16 protein-coding genes are annotated in these 15,064 nt (G+C 70.0%); 9 read left to right on the top strand and 7 right to left on the bottom strand.

The features are described 5' to 3' along the window. The 4 genes from H0X00_RS09130 to H0X00_RS09115 all read left to right on the top strand — a co-directional run. A partial coding sequence (locus H0X00_RS09130) for a propanediol utilization protein (protein WP_293769271.1) occupies positions 1-835 on the top strand: 835 nt, incomplete at its 5' end. Beyond that, complete coding sequence (locus H0X00_RS09125) at positions 832-2,454, top strand: PEP-utilizing enzyme (RefSeq protein ID WP_293769269.1); 1,623 nt, start codon at positions 832-834, stop codon at positions 2,452-2,454. The genes H0X00_RS09130 and H0X00_RS09125, both read left to right, overlap by 4 nt. A gap of 247 nt (positions 2,455-2,701) precedes the next feature. Beyond that, a complete protein-coding gene (locus tag H0X00_RS09120) occupies positions 2,702-3,808 on the top strand; it encodes an NDMA-dependent alcohol dehydrogenase (protein WP_293769267.1) in 1,107 nt (368 codons plus the stop codon). An 84-nt stretch (positions 3,809-3,892) separates the two neighbouring features. Next, on the top strand, positions 3,893-5,938 hold the full coding sequence (locus tag H0X00_RS09115; protein ID WP_293769265.1) for a hypothetical protein: 2,046 nt from the start codon (positions 3,893-3,895) through the stop codon (positions 5,936-5,938). Positions 5,939-5,944: 6 nt separating this feature from the next. Here H0X00_RS09115 and H0X00_RS09110 read toward each other — a convergent pair whose 3' ends face one another. The 5 genes from H0X00_RS09110 to H0X00_RS09090 all read right to left on the bottom strand — a co-directional run bounded on the left by H0X00_RS09110 (position 5,945) and on the right by H0X00_RS09090 (position 10,821). Then, a complete protein-coding gene (locus H0X00_RS09110; protein WP_293769263.1) occupies positions 5,945-6,454 on the bottom strand; it encodes a DUF421 domain-containing protein in 510 nt (169 codons plus the stop codon). 61 nt (positions 6,455-6,515) lie between these two features. Further along, positions 6,516-6,947: an SDR family oxidoreductase gene (locus H0X00_RS09105; RefSeq protein WP_293769261.1), complete on the bottom strand. Its 432-nt coding sequence runs from the start codon at positions 6,945-6,947 to the stop codon at positions 6,516-6,518. A gap of 95 nt (positions 6,948-7,042) precedes the next feature. Further along, positions 7,043-7,936: an alpha/beta hydrolase gene (locus H0X00_RS09100; protein WP_293769259.1), complete on the bottom strand. Its 894-nt coding sequence runs from the start codon at positions 7,934-7,936 to the stop codon at positions 7,043-7,045. Between the two features lie 240 nt (positions 7,937-8,176). Continuing rightward, positions 8,177-9,298, bottom strand: coding sequence for a Gfo/Idh/MocA family oxidoreductase (locus H0X00_RS09095; RefSeq protein WP_293769257.1), 1,122 nt, complete (start codon positions 9,296-9,298; stop codon positions 8,177-8,179). Beyond that, positions 9,295-10,821, bottom strand: a complete 1,527-nt coding sequence (locus H0X00_RS09090) for an acyl-CoA synthetase (protein ID WP_293769255.1) — start codon at positions 10,819-10,821, stop codon at positions 9,295-9,297. Before H0X00_RS09090 ends, H0X00_RS09095 begins: the two co-directional genes overlap by 4 nt. Positions 10,822-10,886: 65 nt before the next feature. On the opposite strand from H0X00_RS09090, the gene H0X00_RS09085 reads away from it, so the two are divergent. Together H0X00_RS09085 and H0X00_RS09080 are read left to right on the top strand one after the other, a co-directional pair. Next, positions 10,887-11,231, top strand: coding sequence for a helix-turn-helix transcriptional regulator (locus H0X00_RS09085; RefSeq protein ID WP_293769253.1), 345 nt, complete (start codon positions 10,887-10,889; stop codon positions 11,229-11,231). Then, the gene (locus H0X00_RS09080) at positions 11,228-11,713 is read left to right on the top strand and encodes an SRPBCC domain-containing protein (protein WP_293769251.1); all 486 of its coding nucleotides are present in this window, start codon (positions 11,228-11,230) and stop codon (positions 11,711-11,713) included. The genes H0X00_RS09085 and H0X00_RS09080 overlap by 4 nt, the downstream gene beginning before the upstream one ends. On the opposite strand, the gene H0X00_RS09075 is transcribed toward H0X00_RS09080, so the two are convergent. After that, positions 11,706-12,455, bottom strand: coding sequence for a DUF427 domain-containing protein (locus H0X00_RS09075; RefSeq protein ID WP_293769249.1), 750 nt, complete (start codon positions 12,453-12,455; stop codon positions 11,706-11,708). The two genes, H0X00_RS09080 and H0X00_RS09075, sit on opposite strands and share 8 nt — an antisense overlap. 58 nt (positions 12,456-12,513) lie before the next feature. Between H0X00_RS09075 and H0X00_RS09070 the strand changes: the two genes are divergently transcribed. From H0X00_RS09070 to H0X00_RS09060, 3 genes are all read left to right on the top strand, one after another. Then, a complete protein-coding gene (locus tag H0X00_RS09070; RefSeq protein WP_293769247.1) occupies positions 12,514-12,909 on the top strand; it encodes a hypothetical protein in 396 nt (131 codons plus the stop codon). Positions 12,910-12,919: 10 nt separating this feature from the next. Next, the gene (locus tag H0X00_RS09065) at positions 12,920-13,813 is read left to right on the top strand and encodes an aminoglycoside phosphotransferase family protein (protein WP_293769245.1); all 894 of its coding nucleotides are present in this window, start codon (positions 12,920-12,922) and stop codon (positions 13,811-13,813) included. 78 nt (positions 13,814-13,891) lie between these two features. Next, a complete protein-coding gene (locus H0X00_RS09060) occupies positions 13,892-14,707 on the top strand; it encodes an LLM class F420-dependent oxidoreductase (RefSeq protein ID WP_293769243.1) in 816 nt (271 codons plus the stop codon). A gap of 12 nt (positions 14,708-14,719) precedes the next feature. On the opposite strand, the gene H0X00_RS09055 is transcribed toward H0X00_RS09060, so the two are convergent. Then, the coding region (locus tag H0X00_RS09055) for an HNH endonuclease signature motif containing protein (RefSeq protein ID WP_293769241.1) at positions 14,720-15,064 on the bottom strand (345 nt) is incomplete at its 5' end.

Raw genomic sequence — 15,064 nt, 5'->3', positions numbered from 1 at the left:
GCCCCCCGACGACCCCCCGAAAAGCACCGCCGAGGCCGGGGAGGCCGCCCTGTGCTGCTTCGTCTTCGACCGGGCGGCCCGCTTCCGCCGGGTCGAGCGGGTGCCGTTGCTCGCACCCGAGACCCCAGGCGGCTTCCGCGGCGCCGGCAGCACCTGGGACATCGAGGACGGCCTGCCCCGCATCCGGGTCAAGGAGGACGGCCTTGAGCTCGACCTGGTGATGGAGAACTTCTACGACCTCACCGACTTCTTCCCCTCCGGCGGATCGATGGTCGAGGACTTCGCCAAACGCCACTACGAGACTTCCGGCCGGATCCGCGGCACCGCGGTCCTGCAGGGCCGGAGCTACGAGATCGACGGCATGTGCCACCGCGACCATTCCTGGGGCCCGCGCCGCTGGGACCAACTGCTCTCGCACCGCTGGGTCTCCGGCACGATCGGGCCGGAGCTGTCCTTCGGCTCGATGGCCTGGCACGCGGCCGACAACAGCACGGTGGCGATCGGCTACGTCGTCCGCGACGGCGAACTGATCCTGGCCACGACCGTCGACATCGTCGCGCACATGGAGATCGACGCCCTCACCCACCGCGGCGGCGAGGTCACCTGGCATCTGGCTGACGGATCGTCACTGCACGCGAGGTGCGTCGTCGTCGACGGCGTCGTCACCGGCAACCACAGCGTGGTCTGGGTCGACTCGGTGTGCGAGGTCACGCTCGACGACGGCCGCACCGGCTACTGCGACTTCGAGCTGTCCACCAACCCACGCGCCGGTACCCGAGAGGTCGGGCTCGCCGTGCGCGCTGCACTGAACAACGGATGGAGCACCCGTTCATGAGCGAGTCGAACAGCCCGGTTCACGCCACCTCGGCCGACACCACCCGGTGGTCCCGGGCCAACTTCGCCGAGGCGATCCAAGGCGTGCAGACCCCGCTGGGCTGGACGTTCTGGGACCACGTCATGGAGACCTCGGTGCGCCAGGCCTTCGTCCGGATGGGCGTGTTCTCCCGCAGTGAGATCGAGCCGCCGGACGCCGTGGACGAGATGTTCTCCGCCGCCTTCTTCGGCCTGCCGGCCGGCAACGTGCAGACGCTGTGGCGGATCGGCGAGTCGATGCCCGGCACCTCCGGCGACGCGGTCGTGGAGCAGATGTTCGGCGAGCGCCGGCCCGAGGGGGCCGACAAGGCGAAGTCCTCGGGCAAGCGGCGCTACCCGATCGTCGCCGTCAAGCTTCCGATGTGCACCCGCTGGGCGGCCAAGACGCTGCGCCCGATCCTGGCCGACCAGCGCGTGTGGTGGCGCCAGTCCGTCATCACCGCTCCGCCGGCGGACTACGCCGCCGCGGTCGTGCAGCTCAAGCGCGCGGCCGACGAGTTCATCCGCGTCGGGTCCCGGCATGCGTCCATGTCGCTGATCGGACAGGGCATTGCCGAGCAGATCGAGGGTCTGGCCGAGCAGGCGTGGGGCAGTCGCGACCGGGCCGCCGACCTGATGACCGGCTACGGCTCGATGGAGGAGACGGAGCTGATGGGCGACCTGTGGGAGGTCGCGCAGGAAAAGCTCTCCCTCGAGGAGTTCCTGGCCCGCCACGGGTACCACGGCCCCGACGAGGGCAACCTGGCCAGCACGATCTGGCGCGAGGATCCGGCCCCGGTCAAGCGCATGGCCGAGCAGTACCGCGTCGCGAAGGTGGCGCACCCGAAAGAGAAGGAGGCCGCCCAGCTCGCCCGCCGGGAGGCGGCCGAGAAGGACCTGCTCGCCGCCCTGGGCCGAGGCAGGCGCGGCAAGGCGAAGCTGATCCTCAAGCTGGGTAAGGCACTGATCCCGATGCGCGAGGTCGGCAAGGCCGGCTTCCTGCACGCGATCGACGGCGCCCGCTGCGCCGCCCGCGTGATGGGCGATGACCTGGTCGCCCGCGGCCTGCTCGACGCGCGCGACGACGTCTTCTTCCTCACCTACGACGAACTCGTCGCCGGGGTGAACACGGCGCAGCATGCAGTGGTGGCCGAACGCAAGGCCGACCACGAGCGCTTCAAGACCCTCGACGTGCCGCAGGCCTGGACCGGCAACCCGACGGCGCCAGTGGCGACGCCGAAATCCGCGGAGACCACTGCCCTCGCGGTCGAACAGCTCACCGGCATCGGCGTCTTCGGCGACGAGGACGTCAGCGGCCGGGCCCGGGTCGCGTTGGACCCGGCGGCTGTCGACCTCGAGCCCGGCGACATCCTGGTCTGCAAGACCACCGACCCGAGCTGGACGCCGCTGTTCCTGGTGGCCGAGGCGCTCGTGATCGACACCGGCGGCCAGATGAGCCACGGCGCCATCGTCGCCCGCGAGCTCGGCGTGCCCTGCGTGATCAACACCCTGACCGGCACCCGCGACATCCCGGACGGCGCGCACATCACCGTCAACGGGACCACCGGCGTCGTCACCATCAAGGCGGTGGAGCCGGCGTGATCGACGGGTTCTCCACCTACCTGGCGCCGGACTGCGACTGGGACCAGAAGCCGATGCTGGGCACCCGCACCCTGGACGGGGCGCGGGCCCTGCGGCGGCGCTAATCCCAGCGCGAGGGACCCTGGTTCGCGGGCACAGCGGGCGCGTCGGAGACTGTGTCGAGCGCCCTGTACTCCCCCGACGCGGGTGAGCGAGGCTCGGGCGCGGCGGTGCCGTCGGAGTAACTGTCCCGAGCTGGAGGAACGCGATGAAGACCAAGGCCGCGGTGTTGTGGGGTCTGGGCCAGAAGTGGGAGGTCGAGGAGATCGACCTCGATCCGCCGAACGCCCACGAGGTCCTGGTCAAGATGGTCGCGAGCGGGCTGTGCCACTCCGACGAGCACCTGGTCACCGGCGACATCCCGGTGCCGCTGCCGATCCTCGGCGGGCACGAGGGTGCCGGGGTCGTGACCGAGATCGGTGAGGGCGTGACCGACGTCGCGGTCGGGGATCACGTGGTGATGAGTTTCCTGCCCTCCTGCGGCAAGTGCTCGTACTGCTCGCGCGGGATGACGAACCTGTGCGACAGCGGCGCCGCGCTGATCCTCGGCCCGCAACTGGATGGCACCTACCGCTTCCACGCGCGCGGCGAGGACATCGGGCAGATGTGCCTGCTCGGCACGTTCTCCGAGTACACGGTCGTTCCCGACCAGTCCGTGGTGAAGATCGACGACGACCTCCCGTTGGACAAGGCCGCCCTGATCGGATGCGGCGTGCCGACCGGGTTCGGCAGCGTCGTGCGCACCGGCGCGGTCAAGCCGGGCGACACCGTCGTGGTGATGGGCGTCGGCGGCATCGGCATCAACGCCGTGCAGGGCGCGCGGATCGGTGGGGCGCAGAACATCGTCGCGATCGACCCGGTCGAGTTCAAGCGCGAGAAGGCGATGGAGTTCGGCGCCACCCACGCCGTCAAGGACGCCAACGAGGCATGGGAGCTCGTCGCCGAGCTGACCCGCGGCAAGCTCGCCGACATCTGCGTGATCACCACCGACGTCGCCGAGGGCGACTACATCGCGCCGGCGCTGACCCTGGTCGGCAAGCGCGGCAAGGTCGTGGTCACCGCGATCGGGCACCCGGAGCAGATGGAGATCAAGGCGAACCTGTTCGAGCTGACGCTGTACGAGAAGCAGATCCTCGGCTCGCTGTTCGGCTCCTCCAACCCGCGCCACGACATCCCGCGCCTGCTCGAGATGTACCGGGCCGGGCAGCTCAAGCTCGACGAGCTGGTCACCCGCGAGTACACCCTCGACGAGGTCAACCAGGGCTACGAGGACATGCTCGCCGGCAAGAACCTGCGCGGCGTGATTCGCTTCTGACCTGTCGGGCGCCCGCGCCTCCTCTACCCTGTTGATCTTGGCACGCACCGCGACGCGGCGGTGAGTGGGAGCGGGGGCGTTCGTATGTCTGTACGGTTCGGGCACGGTCCTGGACGAGTCCGGCTGAGCGCGGCGACCGCGCTGCTGGCCGTGGTGGCGATGGCGGCGGGCTGCTCGGGTGACGATGACGACGACAAGCCCGGAGCCGGCGCCAGCGGCGCCCCGATCTCCAAGGGCGACGGCCCGGCGGCGTCGGTGAAGCTGCCGGACGGCTGCACCACCGTGTTCGACGCCGAGACTCCGGCGCAGCTCTCCGTCGCGGTCAGCCAGGCGCTCTACAACTCCGCTCCCGTGGTCGTGGTCGCGGCGGGGGACGCCTCGGCCCTGCAGCCCGCGATCGAGGCCGCCACGGCCGCCGGCGCCCCGCTTCTGGTGACCGACGAGGCAGCGGACGCACCCAGCGTCGACGCGACCGCCTCGCCCACCGCAGCTGCGGACACCTCCCCCGTGACCTTCGAGGCCGACACCGCGGACTGCGCGGCTCCCCCGCCTGAGGTGACCCCGTCCTCGACACCTTCGACGGAAGCGAGCTCCACCGCTTCCCCGTCGGCCACGGCGGAGTCCGATGACGAGGAGTCCGACCCCGATTCCGACTCGGAGGAAACCGACTCCGAGGACTCCCAGCCCATCGCGACCGCGTCACCGTCGCTGACCCCGGCGGCCTTCTCGGTGGCGACGGCCGACGGCGACGCCTGCCTCGACGAATCCGCCGCACCGGCCGACGAGCCGAGCGACGAGCCGACCGCCAGCGCGACGCCCAGCGCGACGCCCAGCGCGACGCCCAGCGCGACCGCCAGCGCTTCCGCGACCCCGTCCACCACCGGCACCGCGTCTCCGGAGGCCACCCCGTCCACGGCGCCGGATCCCGTGAGCACCGTCCTGGACCCGAGCGTGGCCGCCGAGATCAAGCGACTCGACCCGAAGGCGGTCCTGGCGACGAGCCCGGACGTCGCCCGGATGCTGCGAGCGGCGCTACCCGAGGTGAAGGTCGTCGAGAACGCCTCCGAGCTGCCCGAGACCTCGGCGCCCGACCGCCTGTCCGGGCTATCGGTGCTGGTGCCGGCCGAGGAGGACCTGCGGGCCGGGGCGCTGGCCGCCCGGACCACCGCCGCCAACGCCGGCGCGGCCGTGGTCGGTGTGCAGAACGGCGACCCGCGCGCCGGCGAGTGCGCGGTGCAGGCGCTGTTCAAGGCCAAGCCGACCAAGGTGCTCGGCGTCGGCGACTTCGGCTCGGCCGATCGCCTCGCCTACCGGATGTCCGTCGTCGGCACCGGCGTCGAACTGCCCGGGGGCGGGCAGCTGTTCTTCCCCGGCCGCCGGCTGGTCGCCCTCTACGGCTACCCGGGCGCCCCGGAGCTCGGAATCCTCGGCGCCCAGGGCATCGACGCCAGCATCGAGCGGGCGGAGAACGTCGCCGAGCTCTACGACGACATCTCCGACGTGCCGGTGATCCCGACCTTCGAGGTCATCACCACGGTCGCGCAGGGCGCCGCCGGCCGCGACGGCGACTACTCCGCCGAGTCCACCATCGAATCGGTCAAGCCGTGGATCGAGCAGGCCGACAAGGCCGGCGTCTACGTGATCCTCGATCTCCAGCCCGGCCGCACCGACTTCCTCACCCAGGCCAAGCGGTACGCCGAGCTGCTGAAGAACCCGCACGTCGGGCTGGCCCTGGACCCCGAGTGGCGGCTCAAGGCCGGCCAGGTTCACCTGCGTCAGATCGGCAGTGTGGACTCCAGCGAGATCAACCGCGTGATCGACTGGCTGGCCGACCTGACGGCGGAGTACCGGCTGCCGCAGAAGCTGCTGGTGCTGCACCAGTTCAGCCTGACGATGATCACCAACCGCTCCGCGATCGACACCTCACGGGATGAGCTCGCGCTGCTGATCCACATGGACGGCCAGGGTGAGCCGAGCCAGAAGGACGGGACCTGGCGGATCGTCACCAACACGGTGCCGGACGAGATCTGGATGGGCTGGAAGAACTTCTACAAGAAGGACACCCGGCTGATGACCCCGCGGGAGACCCTCGACCGCGAGCCGGTGCCGGTGATGATCAGCTACCAGTGAGCGGCCTTACCGCCAGCCGTCGACGCCGGTGAGCACGTCGGCAGTGGCCTGCCCGGTGCGCAGCACGCTGATCGTGCCGGTGCGTTCGACCACGGCCACGCCGACGTCGGCGTAGCTGCCGATCGAGGCCCGGCGCAGTGCGGCGCGCAGGTCGTCCTCGGAGAGCTTCGACTGCCGCAGAGCGTCCGGGAGCACCTGGCCGTCCTTCATGACGAGCACCGGCCCGGAGCCGAGCACACGGTCCAGCCTGGGGTTGCCGACCAGCAGTCGCGTGCCGCAATGCAGGCCCAGCAGCGTTGCGATGCCGATCAGGCCGGCCGGCAGCGAGGGCGTGTACCCGAGCACGGTGCGACCGAAGATCGCACCGAGCCCGATCCCCGCCGCCACGTCGTGCGCGCCCAGCGCAGCGACGATCCGACGGCCGGCCAGCCGCAGGAGCAGCAGCAGGGCGAGGTACATGCCGGCCGCCGAGACCACGACGGCGGCGGCTTCTTCCCAGGTCAGCGAGTAGTCCACGCGCTCACTCTGGCACCCACTGCATTTCGTGCGAGGGTCAGGTGACGGTGACCGCGGTGCGTCAGACCTTGACCATGAACCCGGCGTCCACCGGGAGCGTCACGCCGGTGACGTAGCGCGCCTCGTCGGAGGCCAGCCACAGCACCGCGTTCGAGATGTCGACGGCCTGCACCCACGGGATCGGGAGCAGGTTCATCGCGGTGAAGGTCTCGCCGAAGTCTTCGAGCTTGGCGTTCTGCACCCCCGGCGCGAAGGCGGCGTGGATCGCGGCGTTGTCGATCATCGGGGTCAGCGTCGAGGACGGGTGCACGCTGTTGACCCGGATGAAGTGCGGCGCGAGCTCGTTGGCCAGCGACCGCACGCTGCCGATCTGATCGCAGATGTCGACGCCGATGATGTCGGCGCCTTCCTCCGCCATCCGGATCGCGTGCGCGCGGCCCTGCCCGCGGGCGGCACCGGTGATGAAGGCGACCTTGTTGTCCAGCCGGCCCATGTCCACTCCTGTCCGGGCTGCATACGGGAACTGTCCCGCCCGAACCTACCCAGGGTGGTGGGTTACCTCCCTCGTCCGACTGACGAGGGATACCGCTACTTCAGGTGATTCTCGAACCAGGCGATGACGATGTCGTTGACGCGGTCCCAGTACTCGATGCCGTGCTCGTCGCCCTTGAGCATCTTCAGCTTCGAGGGCACGCCGACCGAACGGGACCGGCTGACGAACTCCGCGGACTGCGCCGGGCCGAAGGGATCTTCGTCCTGGGAGTGGAACAGAAGTGACGGCATGTCAGATCGATTCAGCGCCCGAGCCGGGATGGCCGCGAGGTAGCGCTCCGGGCAGTCCTCCAGGTCGCACCCGATGAGCTTGTCGGGGACCACCGAATCGGAGTACTCCGGATTCTCCTGCGCGATCGTCGCTGGATTGAGCAGGCCAGAGAGCACGACCAGGCCCTTGAAGCGCTGCTTGCCGTTGCCGTGGGTGGCGACGGCGGCGGCGATCTGGCCACCGGCCGAGGAACCGAACAGCCCCATCTTGGACTTGTCGATGTTGAAGTACTCGGCGTTCTTGCGCAGGAAGGTCACCGCGCGGCTGACGTCGAGACGCTGTGCCGGCCAGGCGGCCTCGGTCGCCAGCCGGTAGTTCACCGCGACCGCGATGAATCCCTTGCGGGCGAGCTGATTGGCCTGCGGTGCGCGGTCGGCGCGCGAGCCCATGGTCCAGGCGCCACCGTGCACCAGCACGACCGTCGGCAGCTTGAGGCCGCGCTTTCCGACCGCCGACTTCGGCATGTAGACGTCGAGCGTGGTGGCGTTCCCGTACTGGGAGTAGTACTGGTACGACCGCTTGAGCACGCCTTGCTTCGTCGAGGACCCACCGATCTTCGTCGCCGGGCCCTGCGCGACCGCGGCGCTACCCGAGCCGGCGGACGCGCCGTGCGCGGCCTCGCCCGTGATTCCCGTGGTCAGCATCAGGGCAGCCGTCACCGCCGCCCCCGTAACCCGAACACGCCGCATACGCATAACGCCCAGAACCCCCAGCCCCACGGCCCCCCGCGGTAGATGCCCCGTGCGGGCAACTCACCTTGGACGAAGCCGGGCCAAGGCGTGGTTCCGTAAATCCGGGATGTCCTTCGATGCCAGGATTGGGATCAGCCGTTGGGCCGAACGAAACCCGGCGTGTCGCGCTCAGCCGGGCGCTCAGCGAAGGCCCAGGTTCGTCCGAACTCAGGGAACGTGCAGCTGGCGGATGCCCGTTTTGGCCGCATCTTCAACGGCGTCCAGCATCCGGTGCCGGACTAGCGCGTCTGCGAAGGTGGGGGTCCGATGCCCGCCGTCCTCGAGGTCACGGAGCAGGCCGGCGTAGGCCTGGGCGACGGTGTAGGACGGGCCACCACGGCCCTGCGGCACGAGTTCGTAGCCGCCGGGAACCTCGACCGGGGTGAGTACCTTGTCCTCGCCCTTGGCCCCCAGCAGTTCCACTATGCCGAACTGCAGGTGCCCGTGCTGGCCGACGAAGACCAGCTCCCCCTTGGACCCACTGATCACCCAGCGCAGCTTCTGATCGCGGGTGTTCCCGCCGCGGAAATGGACGTTGACCACGGCGCCGCCGGTCAGCGTTCCGGTGACGGCGACCTGGTCCGGGGCCGTCATTGTCATGGCTTCGCCGGTGACGGTGTGGTGCACGGTGGACTGCCGGGTGGCCACGGTCGCGGAGATCTCGGCGAACTCACCGAGCGTCCAGGCCAGGGCGTCGACCGCGTGCCCGAAGGGCACGGTCAGCAGCGTCGCCCCGTTGGCCGAGTCGATCAGGTACTCGCTGCCGGGGCGCACGGTGGCACCCCATTCGCCCCCGACTGCGACCAGCGTCGTGGAGAGCACCTCGCCGATCTCGCCGGCGGCGATCAGGTCGGCGGCGTGCCGGATCGCGGGGGTGGCGCGGGCCTGCAGTCCGACCCAGGCGCCGACGTTCTTGGCGGCCGCCTCGGCGGTGAGGGCCTCGGCCTCCGCGGTGCCGTTGCCGAGCGGCCACTCGCAGAGCACCTTCTTGCCGTGCGCGAGCGCGTGCCCGACCAGCTCGGCGTGGTACGGCACCTTGACCGTGATCACGACCAGATCGACGTCCGGGTGCGCGGCGAGCTCGGCGGCGTCGGCGCAGGCGACCGGTACACCGTGCTTCTCGGCAGCGAGCTTGCTGCTGGCTGCGCTGCTGGCACTGGCCGCGCGCAGCTCCAGGCCGGGGATGGCGTTGATCGCGGGCACGTGGGCCGTACCGGCCCAACCGCGCTCCGCGCTCAGGCCGACGATTCCGACGCCCAGGACCCCCCGCCCAGGTGACTGTCGACTCACGCGGTCTTCTCCTTCAGCAGGCCCTTTTGCAGTTTTCCGGTCGGGGTGCGCGGCAGCTCGGTGCGGAACTCCCACACCCGCGGGATCTTGAACCCGGCGATCCGCTCGCGTAGGAAGCCCACCAGCTCGGCCTCCAACTCGGGGCCGGGTTCCGTGCCCACGGCCGGCTGCACGAAAGCCTTGACCCGCTCCCCCATCTCCGGGTCGGGGATGCCGATCACCGCGACGTCGAACACCGCCGGGTGCAGCGCGAGGGCGTCCTCGATCTCCTGCGGGTAGATGTTCACCCCGCCGCTGATGATCATGAAGGCCTTACGGTCCGTCAGAAACAGGTAGCCTTCGGGGTCGAGGTAGCCCATGTCCCCGACCGTGGTCCAGGTCGGGTGCCCCGGGTGCTGCGAGGACGTCGTCCTCTCCGGGTCGTGGTGGTACTCGAACGGGATGAAGTCGCGCTCGAAGTAGACGTCGCCCGCCTCGCCGGTCTCGCAGACCGACCCGTCCTCGGCGCAGATCCGCACGATGCCTAGCACCGGCCGGCCGACGGTCCCGGGGTGCTTGAGCCAGTCGTCCGGGCCGATCACGGTCATGCCGTTGGTCTCGGTGGAGGCGTAGTACTCGTGGACGATGGGGCCCCACCAGTCGATCATCTGCGCCTTGACCTCGACCGGGCACGGCGCCGCGGCGTGGATCGCGATGCGCATGCTGGACACGTCGTGGCCGGCGCGTTCGGCCTCGGTCATCTTGAGCATCCGGACGAAGTGCGTCGGTACCCACTGACTGTGCGTCACCCGGTGCGCTTCGATCAGCGCCAGCGACTTGGCCGGGTCGAACTTCTCCATCATCACCACGGTGCCGCCGAGTGAGGTGACCGAGACGCAGAAGCGCAGCGGCGCCGCGTGGTACATCGGTGCGGGTGAGAGGTAGACGGTGTCGCTGCCGAACCCCCACACCGCCTTGATCAGGTTGGTGACGGTCCCCGGATCCTCGGCGATCCGCGTGCCCGGGATCGGGAGACGGATGCCCTTGGGTCGGCCGGTGGTGCCGCTGCTGTAGAGCATGTCGGCGCCGCGCGGTTCGTGGGCCAGTGGCGCGGGGTCGCTGCCGGCCAGCGTCGCCTCGTAGTCCGCGTAGCCGTCGACCGGGCCGATAGCGAGCTTGCGGCCGAGATCCGGGCAGTTGGCCGCGACCTGGGTCGCGAGCTCGGCCAGGTCGGCGTGCACGATCAGCGACCGCACGTTGGCGTCGTTGACGATGTAGCTCGCCTCGTCCGCGCTGAGGTTGTAGTTGATCGCCGTGACGTAGAGGCCGGAGCGGATCGCCGCCCAGTAGATCTCCAGCACCTCGGCGGTGTTGGTGAGCAGCATCGCGACGCCGTCGCCGGTGCGCAGGCCGACGGCGTACCACCACTGTGCGAGGCGGTTCGAGCGCTCGTCGAGTTCGGCGTAGGTCACGGTCCTACCGGTGCCTGCCATGATCAGGGCGGGCTTGTCCGGCTGGGTCTGTGCGTGGGCTCCCGGGTACACGAGGGCTCACGTTATCTCGGCCCTCCCCCTTGCGTCCGCCCAGGTCTTCGCGTATATACAACCGTATGGTTGTAGATCAGGCCGAGGTAGATCTGCTGTTCCACGCCCTCGCCGACGCCACCCGGCGGGACATCGTGCGGCGGACGATGGACGGCTCCTTCTCGGTCTCGACGCTGGCCCGCGACTACCCGATGAGCTTCGCGGCCGTGCAGAAGCACGTCGCAGTCCTGGAGAGGGCAGGCCTGGTGACCAAGGAACGCCGCGGTCGCGAGCACCTGGTGGCGGGCAACCCCGCCGCACTGCGCGCCGCACACGACGTCCTGGACCGACTCGAACTGGTATGGCGCGAACGGATCGCCCGGATGGACGACCTGCTCGCCGCCGACACTCATGAAGGGAACCGACCGTGACCGTGACCAACGTGATCAAGGATGCCGAGAACCGCACGATGACCCTCACCGCGGAGTTCGACGCCCCCGTTTCCCGGGTCTGGCAGCTCTACGAGGACCCGCGTCAGTTGGAGCAGTGGTGGGGTCCGCCGACCTACCCGGCCACCGTGGTCGACCACGACCTCTCCGTCGGCGGCGCGGTGCGCTACTTCATGACCGGGCCGGAGGGCGACAAGGCCTGCGGGTACTGGCAGGTGCTCGCGGTGGATGCCCCCAACCGCCTGGAGTGGGAGAACGGCTTCGCGACCGACGCCCTCGAACCGGACCGTTCGATGCCGGTGATGGCTATGCGGGTTCAGCTGGCCGCGCGTTCCGGCGGCGGCACCGTCATGACGTTGGTGACGACGTTTGCGTCCACCGAGAACATGGACTGGTGCCTGCAGATGGGCATGGAGGAAGGCATGTCCTCAGCCGTCGGGCAGATCGACGCGCTCCTCAGCTGAAGTGCGTACGCGGACGCTCCTGGAGCTCGCCGTCGAGGTAGAGGTCGACCTTCTCGTTGTAGAAGCAGGCCAGCCCGATGATCTTCTGGCTCTCCGGCAGAGGTGAGCGGTAGGTCCACACGGCGTCGGCGTACGTGCGCTCCCCCACCGTCAGGTCCCAGTAGGTTGCGGTCCCCTTGTACGGGCACTGCGTCTGGGTGGCCGACGACGTCAGCAGGTCCAGCTGCAGATCGGTGAGCGGGAGGTAGTAGCGCGGCGGCAGGTTGGTCTCGAACAGGATCCGCGGCTGGTGCGAGTCCGCGACGGTAACGCCGTCGATCTCGATCCGGACGTGGCGGGACGAGGCGAGCACGTCGACGCGGGTGTAGGGGTCGCGGGGGTGGACGATGACCGGCTCGTCCTCCTCCATCCACTCGTCCATCGCCGCCCAGTCCAGGCGTACCAGGTCGCGCAGATTTTCCAGCGGGGAGTCCGGATAGCGCAGGGCCGCGGCCGGCGCGGTGGCCCGGGCGACCTTCACATCGAACCGCTGCCCGTCGCCGCGGCTCGGCGAACGCTCGGTGACCCCGGCCGGCACCAGCTCGGCTCGGACGTCGGCGAGTGGGAAGTAGAAGGTCGGGTACTGCGGCTTCTCCCAGACCAGGCGGGTGGCGCGGGAGTCCGCGACCACCTCTCCGGCCAGGAAGGCTCGAACTCGCTTGGGGCTGACCTCGACGCGCACTAGCCCTCGCTGCTGCTCCATACCGGGGCCAACCGCAGCGAGCGGTCCACGCATTCCGGCCCCGGGATACGTTCTTGGCATGGCGACCATCCGCGACGTGGAGAAGATCATCGCCCGCCTGCCCGAGGTCACCGAGGGCGAGCGCTACGGCAACCGGTCCTGGTCCGTGGGCAAGAAGGCCTTCGCCTGGGAAAGAGCGTTCAGCAAGGCCGACCTCAAGCGCTTCGGTGACGAGACCCCACCCGACGGGCCGATCCTCGCCGTCGCCGTCGCCGACCTCGGCGAGAAGGAAGCGGTCCTCGCCGCCCACCCGGAGGCGCTGTTCACCATCCCCCACTTCGACGGGTTCGCCGCGGTGCTGGTGCAACTGACGAAGGTCAGTGTGAAGGTGTTGCGGGAGACCATCGAGGACGGCTGGCTCGCGCAGGCGCCCGCGAAGGTCGCCGACCAGCACCTCGCGAAGAAGAAGCACTGACCCCACCTTCGTGCTCGAGATCCCCGAAGCGCTGCGGCCGGACGGTCGGGCCGGTCCCTGGAACGACTGGCTCGCGGTGTTGCCCGCCCGCACCGCTGAGTTGCTGGACGAGTGGTCGCTGACGGCGGACGGGCCGCCGATCGCCGGCCGGCTCTCGTTGGTCGTGCCGGTGCGCTCCGCCGATGGTCGACCCAACGTGCTCAAAGTCGGCTACCCGCACGACGAGGCGGCCCAGGAGCACCTGGCGTTGCGCTATTGGGGAGGCAACGGCGCGGTCGAGCTGCTACGCGCCGACCCGCGCCGCTTCGCGCTGCTGCTCGAGCGAGCCGGTCCGGAGAATCTGACGGAGCGTTGGGACCTGGAGGCGTGCGAGATCGTCGGCGGGCTCTACGGGCGGATCCACGTGCCGGCGCCGCCGCAGCTCCCGTCGCTGGCGGCGGCGCTGCAGCGGTGGACCGAGCAGTTGCGCCACGCCCCCGCCGCCCTGCCGCCGCGTCTGGTCGAGCAGGCGATCGCACTCGGCACCGACCTCGCGTCCGACCCGGGATGCACCGGCACCCTCATCCACACCGACCTGCACTACGAGAACGTCCTCGCCTCCGAACGCGAGACGTGGCTGGTGATCGACCCGAAGCCGCTGTCCGGGGATCCTCACTACGAGCTCGCGCCGATGCTCACCAACCGCTGGGACGAGGTCGCGGGCCAGGTCCGGGCCGCGACCCGGCGGCGCTTCGACACGCTCGTCGACGTCGCCGGGTTCGACGAGGGCCGGGCCCGGGCCTGGGTGATCGTGCGCGTCATGCACAGTGCGGTCTGGGCGGTGGAGGACGGCGGCGCCGGTGGCGCAGACGCCCAGGAGTGGCTTACCCGCTGCGTCGCCGTGGCCAAAGCTGTTCAGGGCTAGCCCAACGGGGAATAGTCAGGGCCGGGAGCGCGTCGTCGCTCTTGACCTCGGGTTCGATTCGAAAAAGGGTGATCGCGCGTGCAGCTCGGCAAGTTCGGCGTCTGGTGGACCACGGCAACGGCCACCCCGGAACTCGCGGCGGAGACCGAGAAGCTCGGGTACGGCACGATCTGGGTCGGCGGCTCCCCGCGCGCTCCGCTGACGGAGCTCGAAGAGCTGCTGGACGCGACCGAGCGGATCGTCGTCGCCTCCGGCATCGTCAACATGTGGGCCGACGAGCCCGGCCCGATCGCGGAGGCTTACCACCGCATCGAGGCCCACCACCCGGGCCGCTTCCTGCTCGGCGTCGGCATCGGCCACCCCGAAGCCGTCGGTGAATACAAGGACCCTTACACCACGATGGTCGAGTACCTCGAAGACCTCGACACCGAGGGTGTGCCGGCTGAGCGGACGGTGCTGGCCGCGCTCGGCCCCAAGGTGCTGAAGCTCGCGGCCGACCGCACGCTGGGCGCGCACCCGTACCTGACCACCCCGGCGCACACCGCCTCGGCCCGGCCGATCCTCGGCAGCGCCCTGCTCGCGCCCGAGCACAAGGTCGTGCTCAACACCGACCCCGAGGCCGCCCGCGCCATCGGGCGGCCGACGGTTCAGTTCTACCTGCGCCTGATCAACTACCGGCGCAACCTGCTCCGCCACGGGTTCACCGAGGCCGACCTCGCCGACGGCGGCTCCGACGCCCTCGTCGACGCCCTGGTCCTGCACGGCGACACCAAGACCGTCGCTGACGGACTGCGCGCGCACCTCGACGCCGGCGCGGACCACGTGTGCCTGCAGGTCCTCGGGGACGACGTTTCCGGCTCGCAGCGGAACCTGGCGGAAGAGTTGCTGAGCTAAGTTCCGGGCGGCTCAGGGCCCGCGGTCGGGTTCGCTGGTGCGGAGGCCGTCGCGGAGCAGTTTCCAGTGGGTGTTGCGTTGGGGCTGTTGGAGCGGGTCGATCCACGGGGGCGGGATGAGTTCGGGGTGCCCATCCGGGCCCAGTTCGATGGTCCAGCCCTTGTGATGAACGACGTCGTGGTGGAAATGGCAGAGCAAAGCGCCGTTCTCCAACTCCGTTTCGCCACCGTCGATCCAGTGCCGGATGTGGTGCCCGTGACACCACGCCGCCGGTCTCGTGCAGCCGGGGAAGACGCAGCCGATGTCGCGGGCCATCAGGGCGGCCCAGATCGCCGGGGTCATCGGGCGGGACTCGCG

Origin of the sequence: Sporichthya sp., from assembly GCF_013815995.1 — a bacterium.
In the GTDB taxonomy this organism is placed as follows: Bacteria; Actinomycetota; Actinomycetes; order Sporichthyales; family Sporichthyaceae; genus Sporichthya.
Note: the sequence above shows the minus strand (reverse complement) of the source record. Positions and strands in the feature narration are given on the sequence as shown.